General features: G+C 57.7%; 17 protein-coding genes and 1 tRNA gene. 8 read left to right on the forward strand and 10 right to left on the reverse strand.

Annotated elements, in window-relative coordinates; translation table 11 throughout:
• Positions 1–76: 76 nt before the first annotated feature.
• Positions 77–1,411: an ATP-binding protein gene (locus tag ACP7EE_RS08630; RefSeq protein WP_426234219.1), complete on the reverse strand. Its 1,335-nt coding sequence runs from the start codon at positions 1,409–1,411 to the stop codon at positions 77–79.
• Positions 1,408–2,118 (reverse strand): response regulator, encoded by a 711-nt coding sequence (locus ACP7EE_RS08635; protein WP_426234220.1) that lies wholly within the window; start codon positions 2,116–2,118, stop codon positions 1,408–1,410. Before ACP7EE_RS08635 ends, ACP7EE_RS08630 begins: the two co-directional genes overlap by 4 nt.
• Positions 2,119–2,282: 164 nt before the next feature.
• Between ACP7EE_RS08635 and ACP7EE_RS08640 the strand changes: the two genes are divergently transcribed.
• Positions 2,283–2,594, forward strand: coding sequence for a hypothetical protein (locus ACP7EE_RS08640; RefSeq protein WP_426234221.1), 312 nt, complete (start codon positions 2,283–2,285; stop codon positions 2,592–2,594).
• Positions 2,594–3,280, forward strand: coding sequence for a DUF3313 domain-containing protein (locus ACP7EE_RS08645; protein WP_426234222.1), 687 nt, complete (start codon positions 2,594–2,596; stop codon positions 3,278–3,280). Before ACP7EE_RS08640 ends, ACP7EE_RS08645 begins: the two co-directional genes overlap by 1 nt.
• 165 nt (positions 3,281–3,445) lie before the next feature.
• Here ACP7EE_RS08645 and ACP7EE_RS08650 read toward each other — a convergent pair whose 3' ends face one another.
• Complete coding sequence (locus ACP7EE_RS08650) at positions 3,446–3,823, reverse strand: hypothetical protein (protein ID WP_426234223.1); 378 nt, start codon at positions 3,821–3,823, stop codon at positions 3,446–3,448.
• 318 nt (positions 3,824–4,141) lie between these two features.
• Between ACP7EE_RS08650 and selA the strand changes: the two genes are divergently transcribed.
• The 3 genes from selA (at position 4,142) to ACP7EE_RS08665 (ending at position 7,566) form a co-directional block, all read left to right on the forward strand.
• Complete coding sequence (gene selA, locus ACP7EE_RS08655) at positions 4,142–5,548, forward strand: L-seryl-tRNA(Sec) selenium transferase (protein ID WP_426234224.1); 1,407 nt, start codon at positions 4,142–4,144, stop codon at positions 5,546–5,548.
• The gene (gene selB, locus ACP7EE_RS08660) at positions 5,545–7,464 is read left to right on the forward strand and encodes a selenocysteine-specific translation elongation factor (protein ID WP_426234323.1); all 1,920 of its coding nucleotides are present in this window, start codon (positions 5,545–5,547) and stop codon (positions 7,462–7,464) included. Before selA ends, selB begins: the two co-directional genes overlap by 4 nt.
• Positions 7,465–7,470: 6 nt before the next feature.
• A tRNA-Sec gene (locus ACP7EE_RS08665) sits at positions 7,471–7,566 on the forward strand.
• Positions 7,567–7,616: 50 nt separating this feature from the next.
• On the opposite strand, the gene ACP7EE_RS08670 is transcribed toward ACP7EE_RS08665, so the two are convergent.
• A complete protein-coding gene (locus ACP7EE_RS08670) occupies positions 7,617–8,912 on the reverse strand; it encodes an OprD family porin (protein WP_426234225.1) in 1,296 nt (431 codons plus the stop codon).
• Between the two features lie 183 nt (positions 8,913–9,095).
• Between ACP7EE_RS08670 and ACP7EE_RS08675 the strand changes: the two genes are divergently transcribed.
• Together ACP7EE_RS08675 and ACP7EE_RS08680 are read left to right on the forward strand one after the other, a co-directional pair.
• Positions 9,096–9,704: a dTMP kinase gene (locus ACP7EE_RS08675; RefSeq protein ID WP_420650707.1), complete on the forward strand. Its 609-nt coding sequence runs from the start codon at positions 9,096–9,098 to the stop codon at positions 9,702–9,704.
• Positions 9,705–9,791: 87 nt separating this feature from the next.
• Positions 9,792–10,553 (forward strand): YoaK family protein, encoded by a 762-nt coding sequence (locus tag ACP7EE_RS08680; RefSeq protein WP_426200725.1) that lies wholly within the window; start codon positions 9,792–9,794, stop codon positions 10,551–10,553.
• A 114-nt stretch (positions 10,554–10,667) separates the two neighbouring features.
• Here the strand turns inward: ACP7EE_RS08680 and ACP7EE_RS08685 are convergent, their stop codons facing one another.
• From ACP7EE_RS08685 to ACP7EE_RS08710, 6 genes are all read right to left on the reverse strand, one after another.
• Positions 10,668–11,606: a fumarylacetoacetate hydrolase gene (locus ACP7EE_RS08685; protein WP_426234226.1), complete on the reverse strand. Its 939-nt coding sequence runs from the start codon at positions 11,604–11,606 to the stop codon at positions 10,668–10,670.
• A gap of 5 nt (positions 11,607–11,611) precedes the next feature.
• A complete protein-coding gene (locus ACP7EE_RS08690) occupies positions 11,612–12,883 on the reverse strand; it encodes an MFS transporter (protein WP_426234227.1) in 1,272 nt (423 codons plus the stop codon).
• 132 nt (positions 12,884–13,015) lie between these two features.
• Positions 13,016–14,065 carry a type III polyketide synthase gene (locus tag ACP7EE_RS08695; RefSeq protein WP_420650704.1) on the reverse strand — a complete coding sequence of 350 codons (1,050 nt, stop codon included), beginning with the start codon at positions 14,063–14,065 and terminating at the stop codon, positions 13,016–13,018.
• Between the two features lie 194 nt (positions 14,066–14,259).
• The gene (locus ACP7EE_RS08700) at positions 14,260–14,700 is read right to left on the reverse strand and encodes a Zn-ribbon domain-containing OB-fold protein (protein WP_426200718.1); all 441 of its coding nucleotides are present in this window, start codon (positions 14,698–14,700) and stop codon (positions 14,260–14,262) included.
• 11 nt (positions 14,701–14,711) lie between these two features.
• On the reverse strand, positions 14,712–15,908 hold the full coding sequence (locus tag ACP7EE_RS08705; protein ID WP_277757822.1) for a thiolase family protein: 1,197 nt from the start codon (positions 15,906–15,908) through the stop codon (positions 14,712–14,714).
• Positions 15,909–15,937: 29 nt separating this feature from the next.
• Entirely contained in the window at positions 15,938–17,026 is a 1,089-nt protein-coding gene (locus ACP7EE_RS08710) for a hydroxymethylglutaryl-CoA synthase (RefSeq protein ID WP_426200714.1), read from the reverse strand.
• 447 nt (positions 17,027–17,473) lie between these two features.
• Here ACP7EE_RS08710 and ACP7EE_RS08715 point away from each other — a divergent pair, with 447 nt between their 5' ends.
• The gene (locus ACP7EE_RS08715) at positions 17,474–18,070 is read left to right on the forward strand and encodes a TetR/AcrR family transcriptional regulator (RefSeq protein ID WP_420650701.1); all 597 of its coding nucleotides are present in this window, start codon (positions 17,474–17,476) and stop codon (positions 18,068–18,070) included.
• Positions 18,071–18,082 lie beyond the last annotated feature (12 nt).

Below are 18,082 nucleotides of genomic sequence, written 5' to 3' on the forward strand. Positions count from 1 at the left end.
TTTTAGATCAATACGGCATTTGAAACCGCTGTTCAATCTCGAACCCGAGTACACGTCCGTCGCTGCCGAGATGACCTCAATCCTCGCCGGGCAACTCAACCCTCGCCACTAACCCCGCGCTCGAGCGATTACGCAACGTCAGCTCGCCACCCTGTTCGCGCACAATCGCGCGGGCAGCCGACAGCCCAAGGCCTACGCCGCCAGTGTCACGATTGCGCGAGGTTTCCAGGCGGAAGAACGGGTCGAACACTCGCTGCAAAAACTCCTCGGGAATCCCCGGCCCGGCGTCGCTGACCTCGATGCAGATCAAATGCCCGTCACGACTCAGAACCGTGCGTGGTTGCGTCCCGTATTTCACGGCGTTTTCCAGCAGGTTGACGATCACCCGTTTGATGCCCAGCGGCCGGCCGTAATACACCAGATGTGGCGGGCCGCTGAAGTCGATGGCGATGTTCTGGTCGCGGTAGTCGTCGATGATGGTTTGCAGCAACTCCGAGAGATCGAACGCGGTGCATGGCTCGAGGTGCGTGTCTTCGCGGAAAAAGGCGAGTGCGGCATTGATCATCGATTGCATCTCTTCGATGTCGCGAATCATCTTGCGCTGGTAATCGAGGTCTTCCATGAACTCGCTGCGCAGGCGCATGCGCGTCAACGGCGCGCGCAAATCGTGGGAGATGGAGGCGAGCATGTGCGTGCGCTCGGCGATGAAATGCTGGATCTGCGCCTGCATCGTATTGAAGGCGATGATTGCCTGACGGATCTCGTGCGGGCCTTCGATGTGGATCGCCGGTGCCTTGATATCGCCGCCAAACCGGCGTGCGGCGTGCGCAAAACGCTGCAACGGGTTGGCCAGTTGCCGCGTGGCGATCCACGCCACCAGCAACGTGGCGACCAGCCCGAGGCCGATGATCACGGCAATCCGCAGGTTAAAGCTCAGGCCCCAGCTGCGTTGCGGCGGGGTGAACGATAGCCAGCTGTCATCGGCCAGCCGCACCAGCGCAACGTAGTGCGCCTGCGGATTGCCTTGCGGCCAGTCGTCGGGGTTGAACGCGTCGATCTGCCGGTTATCGCCGAGCAACTGCCGCAACGCCGGCACTTTGCCTGCTTCAACCGGGGCGCCGGTGCCGGGCAGGTCGAAATCCGCTCGATGGGCTTTCCACAACACGACCAGCGTCGGGCTGCTGGCTGCGCTGGCCAACTGCGCGCGTAACTCAGCAGGCGCCGCTTCGATCACCCGGGTGGTGGCGGCGATCTGCTCCAGCAGGCCGCTGCGCTCGATGGGCGGACGCGCCCAGATGCCTGCGACCTGTACGAACATGGCGTTGAGGATCAGCGAGGCGAGCATGGCCGCGACAATCGTCAAGGCGATCCGCCGCCGCAGGCTGTCGTGGCGCAACAGGCGCAGGATCACGAGCGGCTGACCTTGGCGGTAAACATATAGCCTCCATTGCGCACGGTGCGGATCAAGTCCGGGCGCTTGCTGTCGGGTTCGATCTTGCGCCGCAGGCGACTGACCTGCACATCGATGCTGCGATCAAACGCCTCGTGGCCCTGGCCGTGCGTCAGGTCGATCAGTTGTTCGCGGGTGAGGATGCGTTGCGGGTGCTCGAGAAACACCAGCAACAGATCGAATTCGCCGGCCGACACAGGGATCATCACGTGTTCGGGCGAGCGCAGTTCGCGGCAGGTGATGTCCAGATGCCAACCGGCGAAAGCAATGATTGGCCGTGAGGATTGGGTACTGCGAGGCGCCTGATCAGCGGCCCGGCGCTGCAAGGCACGCACGCGCGCCAGCAACTCCTGCGGGGCGAAGGGTTTGGTCAAATAGTCGTCCGCCCCCAGCTCCAGACCGACAATCCGATCACTCAACTCGGCCATGGCCGTGAGCATGATGATCGGGATGCCCATCTGCGCCCGAACCTTCTGGCACAGGCTCAGGCCACCTTCACCGGGCAGCATCAGGTCGAGAATGATCGTGTCCGGCCGGGCCTGCGCGATCGCCGCCCACATCGCCTCGCCATGCGCGGCCACTTCGACCTCATAGGCGTGCTGCACGAAGAACTTCTTCAGCAGGGAGAGAATTTCCACGTCGTCATCGACGATCAGCAGTCTGCTCACGTTGGCGCGATCCAGGAACCGAAAAAGAACGCATCTAAAAGCATTTCGCCGCCCCGGTCATTTATTTCAATCCTGCAACATTCCTTCCGTGCGGACATCAACGCGACATCGCCGGGCAAAAAACCTCGGGCAATCTGCGGGCATTCCATCCAAAGGAGGCTCACATGAAGTACATGAATAGCAGCTTTGGCACCAACGGCCACGGCGCCACGCGTCCGCTGATCCTGACCCAGCGCACCACCGCGCCGGGCCACGACACGCCGATGTTTTTCCAGGAGATCGGCCTCGGGCTGACCAGCGATCAGAGCCAACTGGTCATGCGTCGCTACTTCGAGCGCTTCAGCCCGGCGGGGGCGCAATGGGTGGAATACATCCACTCGATTTCGACGGTTGAATTCATCCACTGGATCATGGCGCACGGCCAGTTGCGCATCGAGTGTTCCGACAATACCCCGCACAAGAAGGAAACACATTGATGAGTAGCCATCGCTCACTGGCGCTGTTGTTCGCCGCCACGCTCGTGTCGGCATGCAGCAGTAAAAAAGTCCCCGTCGAGCCGCATACGGGTTTTCTGTCCAATTACAGCGTACTCAAGGAAGGGCAGACACCCTCGGGGCAGAAGGTGTTGAGTTGGGTCAGCCCGGCATTGGCGAACGGCCATTACACGAGTGTTTACCTGGCACCGAGCGAGTTTTATCCGAGGGCAGAACCTACAGAGCGGATCCCACAAAGCACGCTGTCCGGCGTGACCAGTTACTACGATGCCACGCTCAAGCAGGCGCTGGGCAAAGTGGTGCCACTGGTGTCGAAACCCGGACCGTACACGCTGATTGTGCGACCGGCGATTACCCAGGTTGCGGCCAGCACTCAAGGGCTGCGCTTTTATGAATGGCTGCCGGTCACGCTGGTCGCGGCGGGCGTAAGCACGGCCACCGGCATTCGTGATCGGGACAGTGAAATTGCCACCGAAGTGTCATTCCATGACGGTGCGACCGGGGAGGTCGTTGCAGAGGTAGTGCGTGCGGGCCTGGGCGTGCCACTGGAAAACGACAAGCAAGTGATGACGCCGGACAACGTCAAAAGCGTGCTCGATGGCTGGGCCACTGACTTGAGTCAGTCTTATGTCGCCGTGCGCAAAGCACGGGTGGTCGACATCCACTAACAGCTGTTACCTGAGGAAGCCAATCGAAGCGGTAAAAATGACCGCGCGTTATGTCGACCGACCGGAACTGCGTTCGGAGATTGGCTTGGTTAGTTTGCCTGACAGAAGCCTTTCTCCGAGTGCGCGGTGTGTGATTACCTTTAAGGGAATGTTCAATCCCGACGATTAACGGGGCTTTGGGTGGAGACTCACAGTTCCCCTAATCTTCCGAAAAGCTTCCCGTGCTACCTCCTCGCAAGATAACCCGGAATCGTCAACGGTTAAAAAGATCAAATTAGGCTTAGCTCCATACTTAGATCGGATTGAATCGGTCGGCATACTTCTGTCGACGAAAATAAATCCATGTTCCAGTAACATCTCTAATTCCATCTCACGAGTCCACGCTGCATATTCTGCGTCGGATTCCAACAGCTCATATTCGTAATGATCGCTATAGTCTCTCCAAGAAAGAGGAGGTAATCGTAATTGTTTCAACTTTTCATCCACATGCGCACGCGTAACTTGGGCTGGGGGGATTAGCACCAATGCCAATTTCTTTTCCATGTTATGTCTCTCCTTTAGTGGTTCGTTTTGTGCAGCAAGCACTTCTTCTGCCCTAACGAGGCTGCGCCCCGCGATCCTTTCGAACAACTGTCAGAAGTGATAGTTCTTCAGATCATTCCGAAATACGAAATCGTATTCGATATTCGATCAACCCTAAGTGCAAGTAGGTCTAGAGCGCTTCTAGTGCGGGATGCTCGCCGAGGTAGCAAAGCACGGGTGGTCGGCATCCACTAACATCATCAGGCGGATCTTCGAAGCGAAGCTGCGCCAAGGCGCCAGCGAGTCTGGCGCCACGACGGTTATGTTCGGGAGTGCCTGATGTCTGTGAGTGTTGCGCCGCGTTTACCTTCCATCGACAGTTTATTGCGCCACGCGGCGTGTCAGCCGCTGGCCGAGCGTTATGGGCGCGAGGCGTTGCTTGGGTGTTTGCGTCAGTTGCTCAATGAACTTCGATCCGACGTGCAGCAAGGTCAATTGACGGCGATTGAAATCAGCCCCGAAGTCCTGGCCGGACGCGTTGGCGAACGCCTGGCGATGCAAACGCGCAGCAACGTGCGCCGGGTGTTCAACCTGACTGGCACGGTGTTGCACACCAATCTCGGCCGCGCCTTGTTGCCTGAGGAAGCCATCGAAGCGGTGCAGATGGCCGCGCGTTATCCGCTGAATCTCGAGTTCGATCTGGCCAGCGGCAAACGCGGCGACCGCGATGATCTGATCGAAGGTTTGATCCGCGAACTGACCGGCGCCGAAGCCGTGACCGTGGTCAATAACAACGCCGCCGCCGTGCTGCTGACGCTGAACAGCCTCGGCGCGCGCAAGGAAGGCATCATCTCGCGCGGCGAGCTGATCGAGATCGGCGGCGCATTTCGCATCCCCGACATCATGGCCCGCGCCGGCGTGCGCCTGCACGAGGTCGGCACCACCAATCGCACCCACGCGCGCGACTATGCAGCGGCGATCAATTCGCGCAGCGGTTTGATCATGCGCGTGCATGCGAGCAACTACAGCATCGAAGGTTTCACTGCGCGGGTGCCGACTGCGGAGCTGGCCGAGTTGGCGCACAGTCACGGTTTGCCGCTGCTTGAAGACCTCGGCAGCGGCAGTCTGCTGGATCTGACCCGCTGGGGTTTGCCGGCGGAACCGACGGTGCGTCAGGCATTGCTCGACGGGGCAGACATCGTCACTTTCAGTGGCGACAAATTGCTCGGCGGGCCGCAGGCCGGGTTGATCGTCGGGCGCAAAGAGCTGATCGCGAAGATCAAGAAAAACCCGCTGAAACGCGCGCTGCGGGTCGACAAGCTGACCTTGGCCGCGCTGGAAGCGGTGCTCGGGCTGTATCGCGATCCGGATCGATTGGCCGAGCGCTTGCCGAGTCTGCGCCTGTTGACCCGAGCGCAAGCGGAGATTCTCGAGCAAGCCCGGCGCCTGCAACCGCCAATGGCGCAGGCGTTAGGGGAATCGTGGAATGTCAGCGCAATCCCGGCACTGGGCATGATCGGCAGCGGCAGCCAACCGGTGGCGCGGCTGCCGAGTGCCGCGCTGTGTTTGCGCCCGCACGTGTCGAAACGCTTGCGCGGGCGCTGTCTGTTGAATCTTGAAGCGGCGTTGCGCGCATTGCCGATTCCGGTGCTCGGGCGCATCGACGATGACGCGTTGTGGCTGGATCTGCGTCAGCTCGATGATGAGCCGGCGTGGCTCGCGCAACTCGGGCAGTTACAGACGTGATCGTCGGTACGGCTGGGCACATCGACCACGGCAAGACCTCGCTGCTGCAAGTGTTGACCGGGCAGTCCGGCGACCGTCGCCCGCAAGAACGCGAACGCGGGATGACCATCGACCTAGGTTATCTCTACGCCGAGCTGGCGCCAGGTGCGGGGCTGAGCGGATTTATCGACGTGCCGGGGCATGAAAAATTCACCCACAACATGCTTGCGGGCGCGCAGGGCATTGACCTGGTGTTGCTGGTGGTCGCGGCGGATGACGGCGTAATGCCGCAGACGCGCGAGCATCTGGCGATTGTGCAATTGCTCGGGATTCCGCGGGCGCTGGTGGCGATTACCAAGTGTGATCGGGTCGAGGCGGGCAGGGTGGAGGAGGTGCAGCGCCAGGTGCTGGATCTGTTGGCTGCCGGACCGTTTGCCGACGCGCCGCTGATCGCGGTTTCGAGCGTGACGGGCGAGGGCGTTGATGCGTTACGCGAGGCCTTGCTTCAGGCGCAGGACGAAGTTGCTGCGCGAAGTGTGACGGGCGGATTTCGTTTGGCCATCGACCGGGCGTTCAGTGTGGCCGGCGCGGGAATCGTGGTGACGGGGACGGCGTTATCCGGCTCGGTTAGCGTGGGCGAAAAACTCATGCTCGCGCCGGCAGGCAAAGCCGTGCGGGTGCGCGGGCTGCATGCGCAAAATCAAGCGGCCGAACAGGCTGTCGCCGGACAACGCGTGGCACTGAATATCAGCGCCGAGCGTCTCGAACTCGAGCACATTCATCGCGGCCAGTGGTTGCTCGCCGAATGGCTGCATGCGCCAACGCAAAGGCTGGATATCGAGTTCCAGTTACTGCCTGAAGAGCCGCGCAACTTCGAACACTTCCAACCGGTGCATCTGCACCTCGGCACACAAGATGTGATCGCGCGCGTGGCGTTGCTTGAAGGATCACGCCTGAATCCCGGCGAGCGCATGTTCGCGCAATTGTTGACGAACGCGCCGGTCCACGCGGTGAAGGGCGACCGGCTGATCCTGCGTGACCACAGCGCACAACGCACCCTCGGCGGCGGCATCGTCCTCGATCCATTCGCCCCGGCCCGCCAGCGCCGCAGCCCGGAACGCCTAGCGCAGCTGAAAGCGCTGGCGATCACCGCTGATCTCGAACAAGCATTGCCGAGCTTGCTCGAACACAGTCCCGGTGGCCTCGATCCGCAACGGCTGGCGCGCCAGTTCAACCGCCCGCGTGACGGTTGGACACTGCCAGAAAACGTGCGACAGATCGAAACCCGCCAAGGCCCGGCGCTGTTCAATGCGCAGCGTTGGGGCATTCTCAAGTTCACGCTACTGGAGCAACTGGCGCGCCTGCATGAGCAGGAACCCGATCAGATGGGGCCGGATCGTGATCGCCTGCGGCGTTTCAGCGGCTTGAACCTTGAACGCGCGACTTTTATCAGTCTGCTCGACGAATTGCTGGTTGCCGGTTCGATCAGTGCGAGCGGCCCGTGGCTGCACTTGCCCGATCATCAAGTACGCTTGAATGCCGACGACGAAAACCTCTGGCAACTACTGCAACCGTTGTTCGAAGACGCCGGTTTCGATCCGCCGTGGGTGCGCGATGTGGCCCATGCCGTAGGCCAGGACGACGCCACTGTGCGTCTGCTCCTGCGCAAACTGGCGCGGCTCGGCCTGATGCATCAAGTGGTGCGCGATCTGTTCTTCAGCGATATCACGCTGCGGCAAATAGCGGCGGTGCTGCTGCGCCTGGCTGAAGAAAATCCGCAGATCCAGGTCACAGCGTTCCGCGATGCGCTAGGCTTGGGGCGCAAGCGCAGTATTCAGATTCTGGAATACTTGGATCGTCTGGGGCTGACCCGGCGCATCGGTGATCGTCGGCAGATTCGCCTGGACAGCGCGCTGGCAACGTCCGTGGTCAACTGAGTTCAAGGAAGGCAATCGCGCCCGGTGGCGCGGCCGGGCTTCAAACCCGGTTGGGGACGGCATCCGTTCCCGGGCAGGTTCGACTCCGGCTGCCTTCCGCCAATCCACCGTCAAGCGCGAGTTCTTCGAACAGCTGGACGAGTTGTTCTGACTCAGAACCCCAGCGGGTACTGAATCACCACATACACCCGATCAATATCATCGCCGGCCTGAGCACCGTTCGCACGGTGCGAAACATGCGACAACTGCACCGACAGATCCTTCGCCGGCCCCGACTGCACAACGTAGTGCAGATCAGTATCGCGCTCCCAATGCCGGCCGCCGTCGCCTTGCTGCGGTTGGTAGTCACCGCTGTCCGCATCGAACGGGTTGTAGGCGCCGCCCTTGGGTGCGCGGGTGCCGTCGATGTGGCTGCCGGAAACGTAGCGGGTCATGAATTTCAGGCCGGGAATGCCCAACGCACCGAAGTCGAGATCGTAACGGGCCTGCCAGGAACGTTCGTTGGCGCCGTTGAAGTCGGCGTATTTGATCGAGTTGGCGAGGTAGATCGAGTCGCCGCCAACGAAATCGAACGGCGTGTTGCCATCGATGCGCTGCCAGCCGAGCAGCACGGCCTGCGCGCCAAAAGTGTATTTGCCGGACAGACTGAACGCGGTGTTGTCGATGGCGCCGGCCAGCGCCTGCCCGGTATCGCGGGTGTGATAGACGTTGGCGTCGAGCAGCACGCCGGACTGCTTGAAGTGCAGGTTGGCGTAATACTGGTGCCAGGTATCGCTCAGATCCGAGGCGTACAGCGCACCGCCGAGCGGGCTGTCGCTGAACAGATCGGCGCCGACGAAACTGATGCCGCCGGCCTCGGTATTGGCGCCGTAGCCGTAGAAATCGCCTTTACCGGATGAACTGTCCTGATTTTTGAATGCAGTGAAATGACCCGCGACCAGGTTCAGATTGTCGATTTCATGGCTGGTGAGCAGTAAACCCGTAGCGTATTCGGGTTGCAGGCGTTTGTCGGAGGTGTCGAATACCGGCGTTTCGACGGTCATTTCGCCGAAGGCGAGGGTAGTGCGCGAGGCCTTGATCTTGAGCGCGCCACCGGCGCTGGAGTACTCACTTTCGCTGCGCCCGTCGCTGTCTACCGGTAGCAGTCCCGTGCCGGAATGGCCTTTGCCGCCATCCAGTTTCAATCCGTAAAAGGCGTGAGCGTCCACCCCGAATCCAACAGTTCCTTCGGTGAAACCGGATGCGAAACTTCCGATAAACCCCTGAGCCCACTCCTGTTTATAGTTTTTGCCTGTAGGCGAGGGCGAGCGGTAGTCGTTGTTCAGGTAGAAGTTGCGGCTGAGCACTGCGGTTTGCGCATCGTCGAGAAAGCCGCTGGCCGACGCCGCTTGGGTCAAACCCGAAACCAACAGCGCCAGCGTGACAGGCGAATACGAAAAAACCTTCATGGGGGCGTGACCAGCAGTGGGGAAGTGCGCTGATAGTCGGAGACATTATGGTTCGACGATTGAGCGGATGTGCTGAGTGATGTCCATTGCCGGTATTCGTAAGCGGTCGTGGCCTTCGACGCTGAAACCCGCCAGCCAGAAATCAAGTTAAAGTGCTGATCAATTTCTGTTGATGCCTGAATCATGAATCGTCAGCTATTTGTTTCTCTCGATGGACCCAAGGGCACGGGTAAAACCACGCTGTTGGAGGCTGTTACCAAAGCACTGAGGGCCGAGAACAAAAAGGTCATCCGGCTTTGCGAGAAAAAAAGCGATCCCTTCAGAGGGGAAACGATGGCCCTCGTTAACCAATTCGTCAGACATCCAACCCGGGATCTGGAATTGAGGGTGTGTGAGCGCTTTGCAGATAGCCGTGCCTGGATGTCCGAGCACGTGCTGACCAGGCAGCCAGCAGACAGCATCATCCTGATAGATCGCTGGTATCCCTCCGATGCCGCGTTTCGCCGGATAGTGCCGTTTGCAGAAACTCTGCAGTTGAACATCGATCGCAACGTGCGCGTGCCAGACCTGCATGTCGGGGTTGTCACCGCCCCTGAGATTTCCTGGGCAAGGGCAGCGGAACGACGGCGTGGACTGAGCAGTACCGTAATGCACAAACTGGAAGAACAGGTCGCGAGCACCGCAGCGTTCGAGCAAGCGATTGCGGATCATGGCTGGATATTGTGCCGCAACGAAGGAACGATCGAAGACGCAACGATGCAGGTGATTTCCGAGATCTATAAAGTCCTTTGATGCAGGGGCAGGGGCGCACAGCCATGCCCGTGAACATATTCGGATGCGGCACAGCTACTCACATTTATGCGAAAAGGGGCGAAATAATTGCCGATCAAATATGTTCGCAGCCTCACTGGACGAAGGCGCACCCCGGACGCTAATCGTCACCTTGGATTGGCCTTGGCCTTTGTCGCTGGGGCAATCAATGCAGGTGGTTTCCTGGCGGTAAATCAATACACCTCGCATATGACCGGCATCGTCTCCGCAATGGCGGACAACAGCGTATTGGGAGCATACGGTTTGGTGCTGAGTGGCGCCGGAGCCTTGTTATCCTTCATCGCCGGTGCTGCATGCTCTGCGGTCATGGTCAATTACTCCCGACGAAGGCGAATGCACAGTGAGTTTGCATTGCCACTGCTGTTTGAGGCGGTTTTATTGATTGCCTTCGGCTTTCTGGGGGCGCGGCTGTCGACGGTAGATGGTTTGTTCGTATCCGTCACGGTGATGTTGCTGTGCTTCATCATGGGTTTGCAGAACGCGGTGATTACAAAAATTTCCAGGGCAGAGATTCGTACAACGCACGTCACCGGAATCATTACGGACATTGGCATCGAGTTGGGAAAACTGGTCTATAGGAATGCCGTGGATACATCCGGGCAACCTAAAGTCCTCGCAGATCGGGCCCGACTGAAAATCCTGATATTGCTGGCGTTGAATTTCTTTGCAGGCGGCATGGCAGGTGCTTTCGGGTTCAACTACATCGGGTATATCGCAACCATTCCGCTTGCGATGGTTTTGTTGACGCTGGCGATCGTGCCGGTTCTGGATGACGTCATACGCTTTGTTCGCCGCGCGATGCGCAGGTAGTACGCAGAAGTAATAACAACGGATTTACTGAATACGAGGCTGCAGCTCAAGACCGAGCAGGAGCGTGTCGCGATCGAGGCCGGTGAACTGGCGCCCGATAGCGATCTGTCAGCGTTATTTGCGCTTGAGCAAGTTCGGGTCGTTGCAGCGCTGATGCAGTTGCGTCACCCGCGCGGGCAGACCCGCTCCAAGCGCACGTTTATCGAGCGGGCACAGATGCAACAACTCTTCTTCGACGATGCGATTGCTCAGACCCAACTCCAGTTCCGGGCAATCGAGATCGAGCCAGTCACCGTGTTGCAGCGGGGTTTCGCTGTCAGGATGGCCCAGGCCATGAAACACGTAGTGAACCATGCCTGGCTGCAGGAACTGTTCGTGTTGTTCGAGGAATGCTTGGGTGTATTTGCGCAGTGAGTGCCATTCCTTCAGATCGATATCGTACTCGCGATAGGAGATTTGCCTTTCCTGACGCTCGATACGAGCGTTGATCGACAATCGACACTGCAACTCTCCAAGAATCATTGCCGGAGCCAGTGCGCATTCGCGAAGATACGCCTGGTTGGCGTCCGGCGAGTCGAGGTTGCCGAGCAGTGGATCGTGCACTTCGTTACCGATGGTGAATCCGACAAAGTGCAGTTTGCCGAAGGAGTCGACCATATAAATGCAGACGATTCCCGGTTCACTGGCAATGCTCAGCGCCTGATAAGGGATGTTGAGCGCCTCACCCTGCGTCTTGAGCAGACTGCCGTTGCCTTTGTAACTCCACGCCTGCTTTTTCGACATCGTCAGGCTGACCGTGCTGACCTGGGCGAGCAAGTTATTGCCGGGTTTGAGTGGTGGCTGCAGGTCGATGTCCTGGCTGCTGTCACTGGCGGGCAGATGCTTGAGATGCTCGGCCCAGCCGCGATGCCAGCGACTGCAATACTGCAATGTTTCATACAGCCCGCCCTGTTCGGGAAACATGCGCAGGTTCTGGCCCGTCTGGAAGTCGAACACACCGATGCCTCGGTGTTCATGCTGGCGAAGGTCGAGCAACATCAAATAGTGTCCCATGATCTCTAATCCTTGAGCGGTAGGCTGATCGGCAATGCGTTCGCGGCTGACAGGGCAGGGAGGGGTTGCAGATTGTCGCGCAGACCCAGCGACAACAGCAGGCCGCCGATGCTCCCGGCCAGTGCGACGTACAAAATCGATGGCAGGCCGAAATGCATGGCGGCGTAACCGGCGACGGCGGGTGACACGCCACCGCCAAGGATCTCGCCGAACCCGACGACAATGCCGGTGGCAGTGGGAAGCAGTGCAGGTGGCACCGACTCGCTGGTCAACGGCCCGACGGTCATGCAGATCAGGCTGAAGTTGAAGAAAGACAAAAGGAACAGCAGCAGAAATAACAACCCGGTAATGGCCGGGCTGATGATTAACAGCCCCACCAACGTTGCGCTGGTCATGAAGGAAACAATGACCACCGGTTTGCGTCCCAGTCGGTCCGACATCGCCGGAATGATCAACTGACCGATAAAACCACCAACACCCAAGGCGGATATCACGAAGGCCATCGACAGCGTTTCAAGGTGCATGAAGTCCGTGAGGTAACTGGGCAACATGGCACACAGTACGAACTGGCAAGTAAGAATGCAGAACATGATCAGGATGTTCAGGCTGACATTGCCGCTTTTAAAGGCACTCAACCAGTTCGCCCAAACCCTGCCTGAAGCTGGTTGCTGTTGTGCCGGCAAGGGCGCCGGTGTATAGATTTTCCACAAATAGCCGGCCAGCAGTAGACCGGGCAACGAGATAATCGCGAAAACCATGCGCCACGAATCGAATAGCTCCAACAGACTGGCAGCCAGCAATGGCCCCAGGCACAGTCCGAGAATCGGGAATAACGCCTGCTGGAAACCCAGATTCTGTCCGCGGCGCTGCGGATGCGAAACCTCATCGGTGACTATGATACTGGTCGGTGTGAACGCACCTTCGCAGAGACCCATCAGCCCGCGGATGACGACCAGCCCGAAAAGTCCTCCGGCCAGAGCCGACATCCCCGAGAGCAGCGACAGCACTGCAATTGAAAGGACCAGCACGGTCTTGCGACCCAATCGATCAATCACGTAGCCCGCGCCCAGGGCTGAAAAGCCCCAGGCGAAGGCCAGTGCTGCCGAGAGCATGCCGAGGTCCTGATAATCCAGCTGCAAGTCACGCATGATCACGGGAAACAGCGGCAAAATGATAAAGCGATCGAGCCCGACGAGGCCGAAACTCAAGGACAGCAGCAAAACCATCCGTCGTTCATATTGCCGCTTGGGCGGCGTAGCGAGATTGTCTCTGATCATCGTTCATCCTCCATGTGAAACCATTAATCAGGTGCAATGAAGGGTTTCCGAAGGAGGTCGAGAAACCGTGGCGTCGTACAGACCGCCAAGGTTTCTTGCAGACTCAAACGTGGCCCCGGCAAAACACGGGAATCAGGCTACCCATTCACCCACGGCCATTTCGGCGGTGAAGCCTGGGCCGAAAGCTGCCAGCATGCCGACATCGCCGGAGTTAAGACCCGACTCGAACTGTCGCTTGAGCACGTCGAAAACCACAACGCTGGCAATGTTGCCGGCTTCGGCGAGGCTGTTACGCGACTGCGAAACACGGTTCGAGGCAAGGTCCAGCTGCAGGACCAATTCGTCAAGAATCTTGCGGCCGCCAGTGTGGAAGATGAAGAAGTCGTTCTGCGCACAGTTCTGTTCAAGAGTGTCGTAGTTGAGTTTCTCCATAATCGGCGCGACATCTTTAATCGAGTTCATGACGGCTTTGTCCAGCGTAAAGTGGAAGCCGGTGTCCTTTACATCGTATTTGATGTAGTGCTCGCTCTTCGGCAGGAAGAAAGAGTTGGTGGAGCGGATCTTGAATCCTGACGCTTGATCATCAGCGCGCAATACGCAGGCAGATACGGCATCGCCAAAAAGTGCAGCGGAAATGAACGCGTGCAACTTGGTATCGTCAGGCTGATAACACAGCGACGAGAACTCCAGCGAGACAATCAACACATGATTACGCGAATCCAGTTTGGCGAAGTCATTCGCCCGGTTAATTGCTGCAGCACCGGCGACGCAACCGAGCTGGGCGATCGGCAACTGCACCGTAGAAGTTGGCAAGTCCAGATCGTTGATCAGGTGTGCGGTGAGTGACGGCATCATGAAGCCGGTGCACGAGGTGACCACTACCATACGGATGTCATTGGTCGTCAAGCCAGCGTTTTCAATGGCTTGGCGGGCAGCCACGGAAGACATCTGGCGGGCTTCACGCTCATAGACAATGCTGCGGTGAGTGAAGCCGGTGTGCACCGCCAGCTCTTCGATCGGCAGGATCAAATGCCGTTCGTTGACTTCGGTATTCTGGATCATACGTTTGGCCAGGGCCATGCGCGGATGGTCGCCGTGCAAGCTCTCCAGATGTTCAATCATCTGTTGCTGAGTGATCTTGTTCTTCGGGAACATTACGTGCGGGAGACAAAGAGTCGACATGATGAATCCTCGGCCATATATAGCCAATAATTAGTTTGGGAGTAATTCCCGGTTTAAAGTAACGGCAGTTTGCTACCCCCGAAGCAACAGGGGGTTAAATGCTTTTGGCTAATAAGTTATTTTTATAAGCAACGCAATTCTTGTTTTAATATTCGAGCGGTCGAGCATCAGTAACTAACGCTCGACCGTTTTATCTATACGTCCAATACAAACTTGTAGGCGTATTGCCAGGCCAGATTGCTTTCGCGCACATGTTTGCGTACGACCATGCGTACCGGCGCGCCGGTTTTCAGTTTTTCCGGATGAGTGATGTCAACGATTTCCGACGCGATCACCAAGCCATCGTCCAGACGAACCATCGCCATGCAGCGAGGCACTGTTTCGCCGTAGCCCATGGCGGCAAGGATCGGATTCTCGGCGTGAGCCATGACTTCGATCTTGCCGCTGCGGGCGCAGCGGTATGGTTTTACGTTGAGCGAATTGCAGGCGCCGCAAACAGTACGACGTGGGAAAAAGATTTCCTTGCAGTCTTCGCATTGACTGCCTTCCAGACGATATTTGCCGCCGTGTTCGCGCCATTCGCGAAGCATGCTGGCAGTGGTCATCCGATGAATCTGTTCGGGGTACATAGACATGGTCCGGCTCCTTAGTCGTTGGAAAGAACGATCACTGAGTTGTGGGCGGCATAACCTCCCAGGTTTTGCGACACGCCGATGCGTGCGCCCTTGACCTGGTTGTCGGATTCACCACGCAACTGACGGAACAGTTCGGTGATGTGCAGAATGCCGTCACAACCGGACGCATGACCGCGGCCAATGTTGCCGCCGTCGGTGTTCAATGGCAGCGGACCGTCAATGCCGATGCCGCCCTCCAGGACAAAATCACCGGCCTGACCCTGTTTGCAGACACCCATCGATTCCATCTGGATCAGACCCGCGCCGAGCAAGTCGTAGACCTGCGCGACATCGATATCCTTCGCGGTGATGCCGGCCTTTTTATAGGCGATTTCAGCGCAAGCGATGGAGTTGGCCGAGACGGCCATGCCGACATTTTTTGGCAGGCCCGGGTGATGCAGGGTCGGGTTGTGAAAACGCGTGCCGAAGTAATGGGAAACGCCTGTATAGGCGCATCCGCGAACGAATACTGGTTTGTCGGTGTATTTGTGAGCCAGGTGTTCGGCGACCAGAATCGCGCAACCGCTCGCTTCACCCCAAGCCAGCATCGAGCCGAAGGCTTCGCTGTTTTTCAGGGTATCGATAGATGGAATCGCATGGCCGAAGCGTGTGGCATTCGGGGTGTTGTGCGCATAAATACGCATCTGCCGGCCAAAGGTCGCCAACACATCAGCTTCACGCCCGGCATAACCGAACTTTTCAAAATATTCCGCCGTCGCCAGGGCAAAAGCGTCGGTGTGGGAAATACCCAGGAAGTAGTCGTACTCACATTCGGTACTGGAACCGATGTATTCGGCATAGTTGAAGTGGTCGGTCATCTTCTCGAAGCCGCCGACCAGAACAATGTCGTATTCCCCGGAGGCAATCATTTGATGGCCCATCTGGAACGACACGGAACTGCTGGTGCAGTTGGCAGTGCTCATGAACGTCGGCGCCGGGCTGATGCCCAACGTGTCGGAGATGGTCGGGCCGAGACCGCCATATTCCGAAATGCCCTCGCCGTGATAACCGTAGGCCACACCCTGGATTTCCCGAGGATGCATCCTGGCGTCTTTAATAGCTTTATATGCCGACTCGACGATCATTTCCTTGAACGTCTGCCGGACCCTGGAACTTCCCGGTTTCGGCGTATAGGCGGCCGAAACGATTGCAACACGACGTGCGCACATGTACATGCTCCTTGCGTAGACAGGCGAAATCAGAGGTAGGCGGTGAGGGCGTAGTCAGGTCGCAAATACTTGAACTCGTATTTGATGGAAGTGCCGTAATCCACGTACAGCTTGTTTTCAAGCGATTCGCGCAGTGGCTTGTTGCGCTTTTGGTAGGCCTCGATGGCAGGGGTAACCGTCAAGGCGATTGCGTCGCTGCCGGCACCGAAACCGTAAGACACCAGCAGGATTTTTTGACCGGGACGCGCCTGGTCGAGCACGCTGATCAAACCGAGTAGGGGGCTGGCAGCACCGGTGTCACCAACGCTGCTCGCGTAGATGCCGGGCTCGACCTGTTTCGGATTGAAACCCAGATGCTTGGCGAGGGAGTAGGGCGTGGACACCAGATTCTGCTGGAACACGACATAGTCGTAGTCCTGCGGGCAGGTGCGCAATTTGGCCATAATGCCTTCCGCCGCCCGGCGAGTCTGGTCTTCCAGACCGATGCTGTTTTTGTCCGAGCCAAGTCCCATCCCGGAGCGAATATAACGATCGCCTTGCGGGCGAATGTTGTCGGCGACATCGGCTGCACAAGAGAAATTGCCATCGAATTCTGCGATGACATTCTCCGTGCCCACCAATAAAGCTGCCGCACCGGCGCCCGCATAGGATTCGGTCAGATCACCTGGGGCGGTGTTGCGATTGATAGTGTCGGCGCCGATTGCCAGGGCGCTGCCGGTCATGCCGGAAGCGACCAGTGCCTGGCAAATCTGCAGCGCAGAAGTGCCGGATTTGCCCGCGAACTGGACGTCGGCGCAATAGGCGTCATAGCCGCAACCGAGCATTTCGAGGATGACAGAGGCCGAGGCGCGGGAGTCATAGGGGTTGGTGCAAGTGCCCAGATACAAAGCCTCGACGCTACTGCCGGGGGCCATATCCAGTGCACGTTGGGCGGCCAATACACCGAGAGTGATCACATCTTCATCAGGTTGAAGAACTGCTCTTTCGGCCACCCCCAACTGGTTTTGCACGAGATGGAGATCGGTGTTCTTCCAGACGTTAATCACTTCTTCGACTTTCAAGCGACAAACGGGAACGCCAGTGCCGTAGCTCACTATTCCTGCTTTTTTCACGTTCATTTTCCTTTTGATTCCATTCGCTGTCAGAAAACAAGGGTGTTGCGTCGCCGTATATCCTGAAACATACGGAAAACTATCTTTAAAGCCTCGCATATCGGAGTTTTGTCGTTTAGCCAGCAAAATCAGCGGTTTGGAGTTTCCGGACGGTTACCCAAAAAAGGGTGCTGATACTGCCACTTTGCCTCTCTCACTGCTATGATACGGAACGTATCGTTTCAGAATTAAAACTGCAGGCTTGATGGTGGTAGAGGACGCTTCCTTGCTCAGACATCCTGCTTGAGCAGTCGGAAACCCCTAAATTAACCAAAAAAGCCTGAAGCGAATTGATTGGAGTCAATGCTCAGCGCGTTTACGTCACTCGAAACGAAACGGACCGTTTCGTTGCGATTTTCGGAAATCCTATACCTTGCATTGTATTTGTCAAGCACCCTGCCTGGAGAATTTACTGTGGCTCGTACACCCTCTCGCAGCTCCATCGGATCCCTACGGAATCCCCACACGCACAAGGCGATCATCAGTTCGACGATTGAGATCCTCAAGGAATGCGGTTATTCGGGACTCAGTATTGAGTCGGTTGCCCGACGGGCGGGAGCGAGTAAACCGACGATTTATCGATGGTGGAGCAACAAGGCTGCATTGATCGCAGAAGTCTACGAGAATGAAAGCGAGCAGGTCAGAAAGCTTCCTGATCTCGGCTCATTAAAAGCGGATCTCGACTTTTTGCTGCACAATCTCTGGAAAGTCTGGCGTGAAACGATTTGCGGCGAAGCATTTCGCTGCGTTATCGCGGAGGCTCAGTTGGACCCTGTGACATTGGTTCAGTTGAAGCACCAATTCATGGAGCGCAGAAGGGAAATGCCGAAGAAGTTGGTGGAAAATGCCATCAGCAGTGGTGAGCTACCGAAGGACACCAATCGCGAACTTTTGCTGGATATGATCTTTGGATTTTGCTGGTACCGGTTGCTGACCGAGCAGTTGGAGATGGAGCAAGATATCGAGGAATTTACGACTCTTTTACTAAACGGTATCAGTTCGAAGGGGTGATTCTGGTTTTCG

Source organism: Pseudomonas sp. TWP3-2, from assembly GCF_049897765.1.
GTDB lineage: Bacteria > Pseudomonadota > Gammaproteobacteria > Pseudomonadales > Pseudomonadaceae > Aquipseudomonas.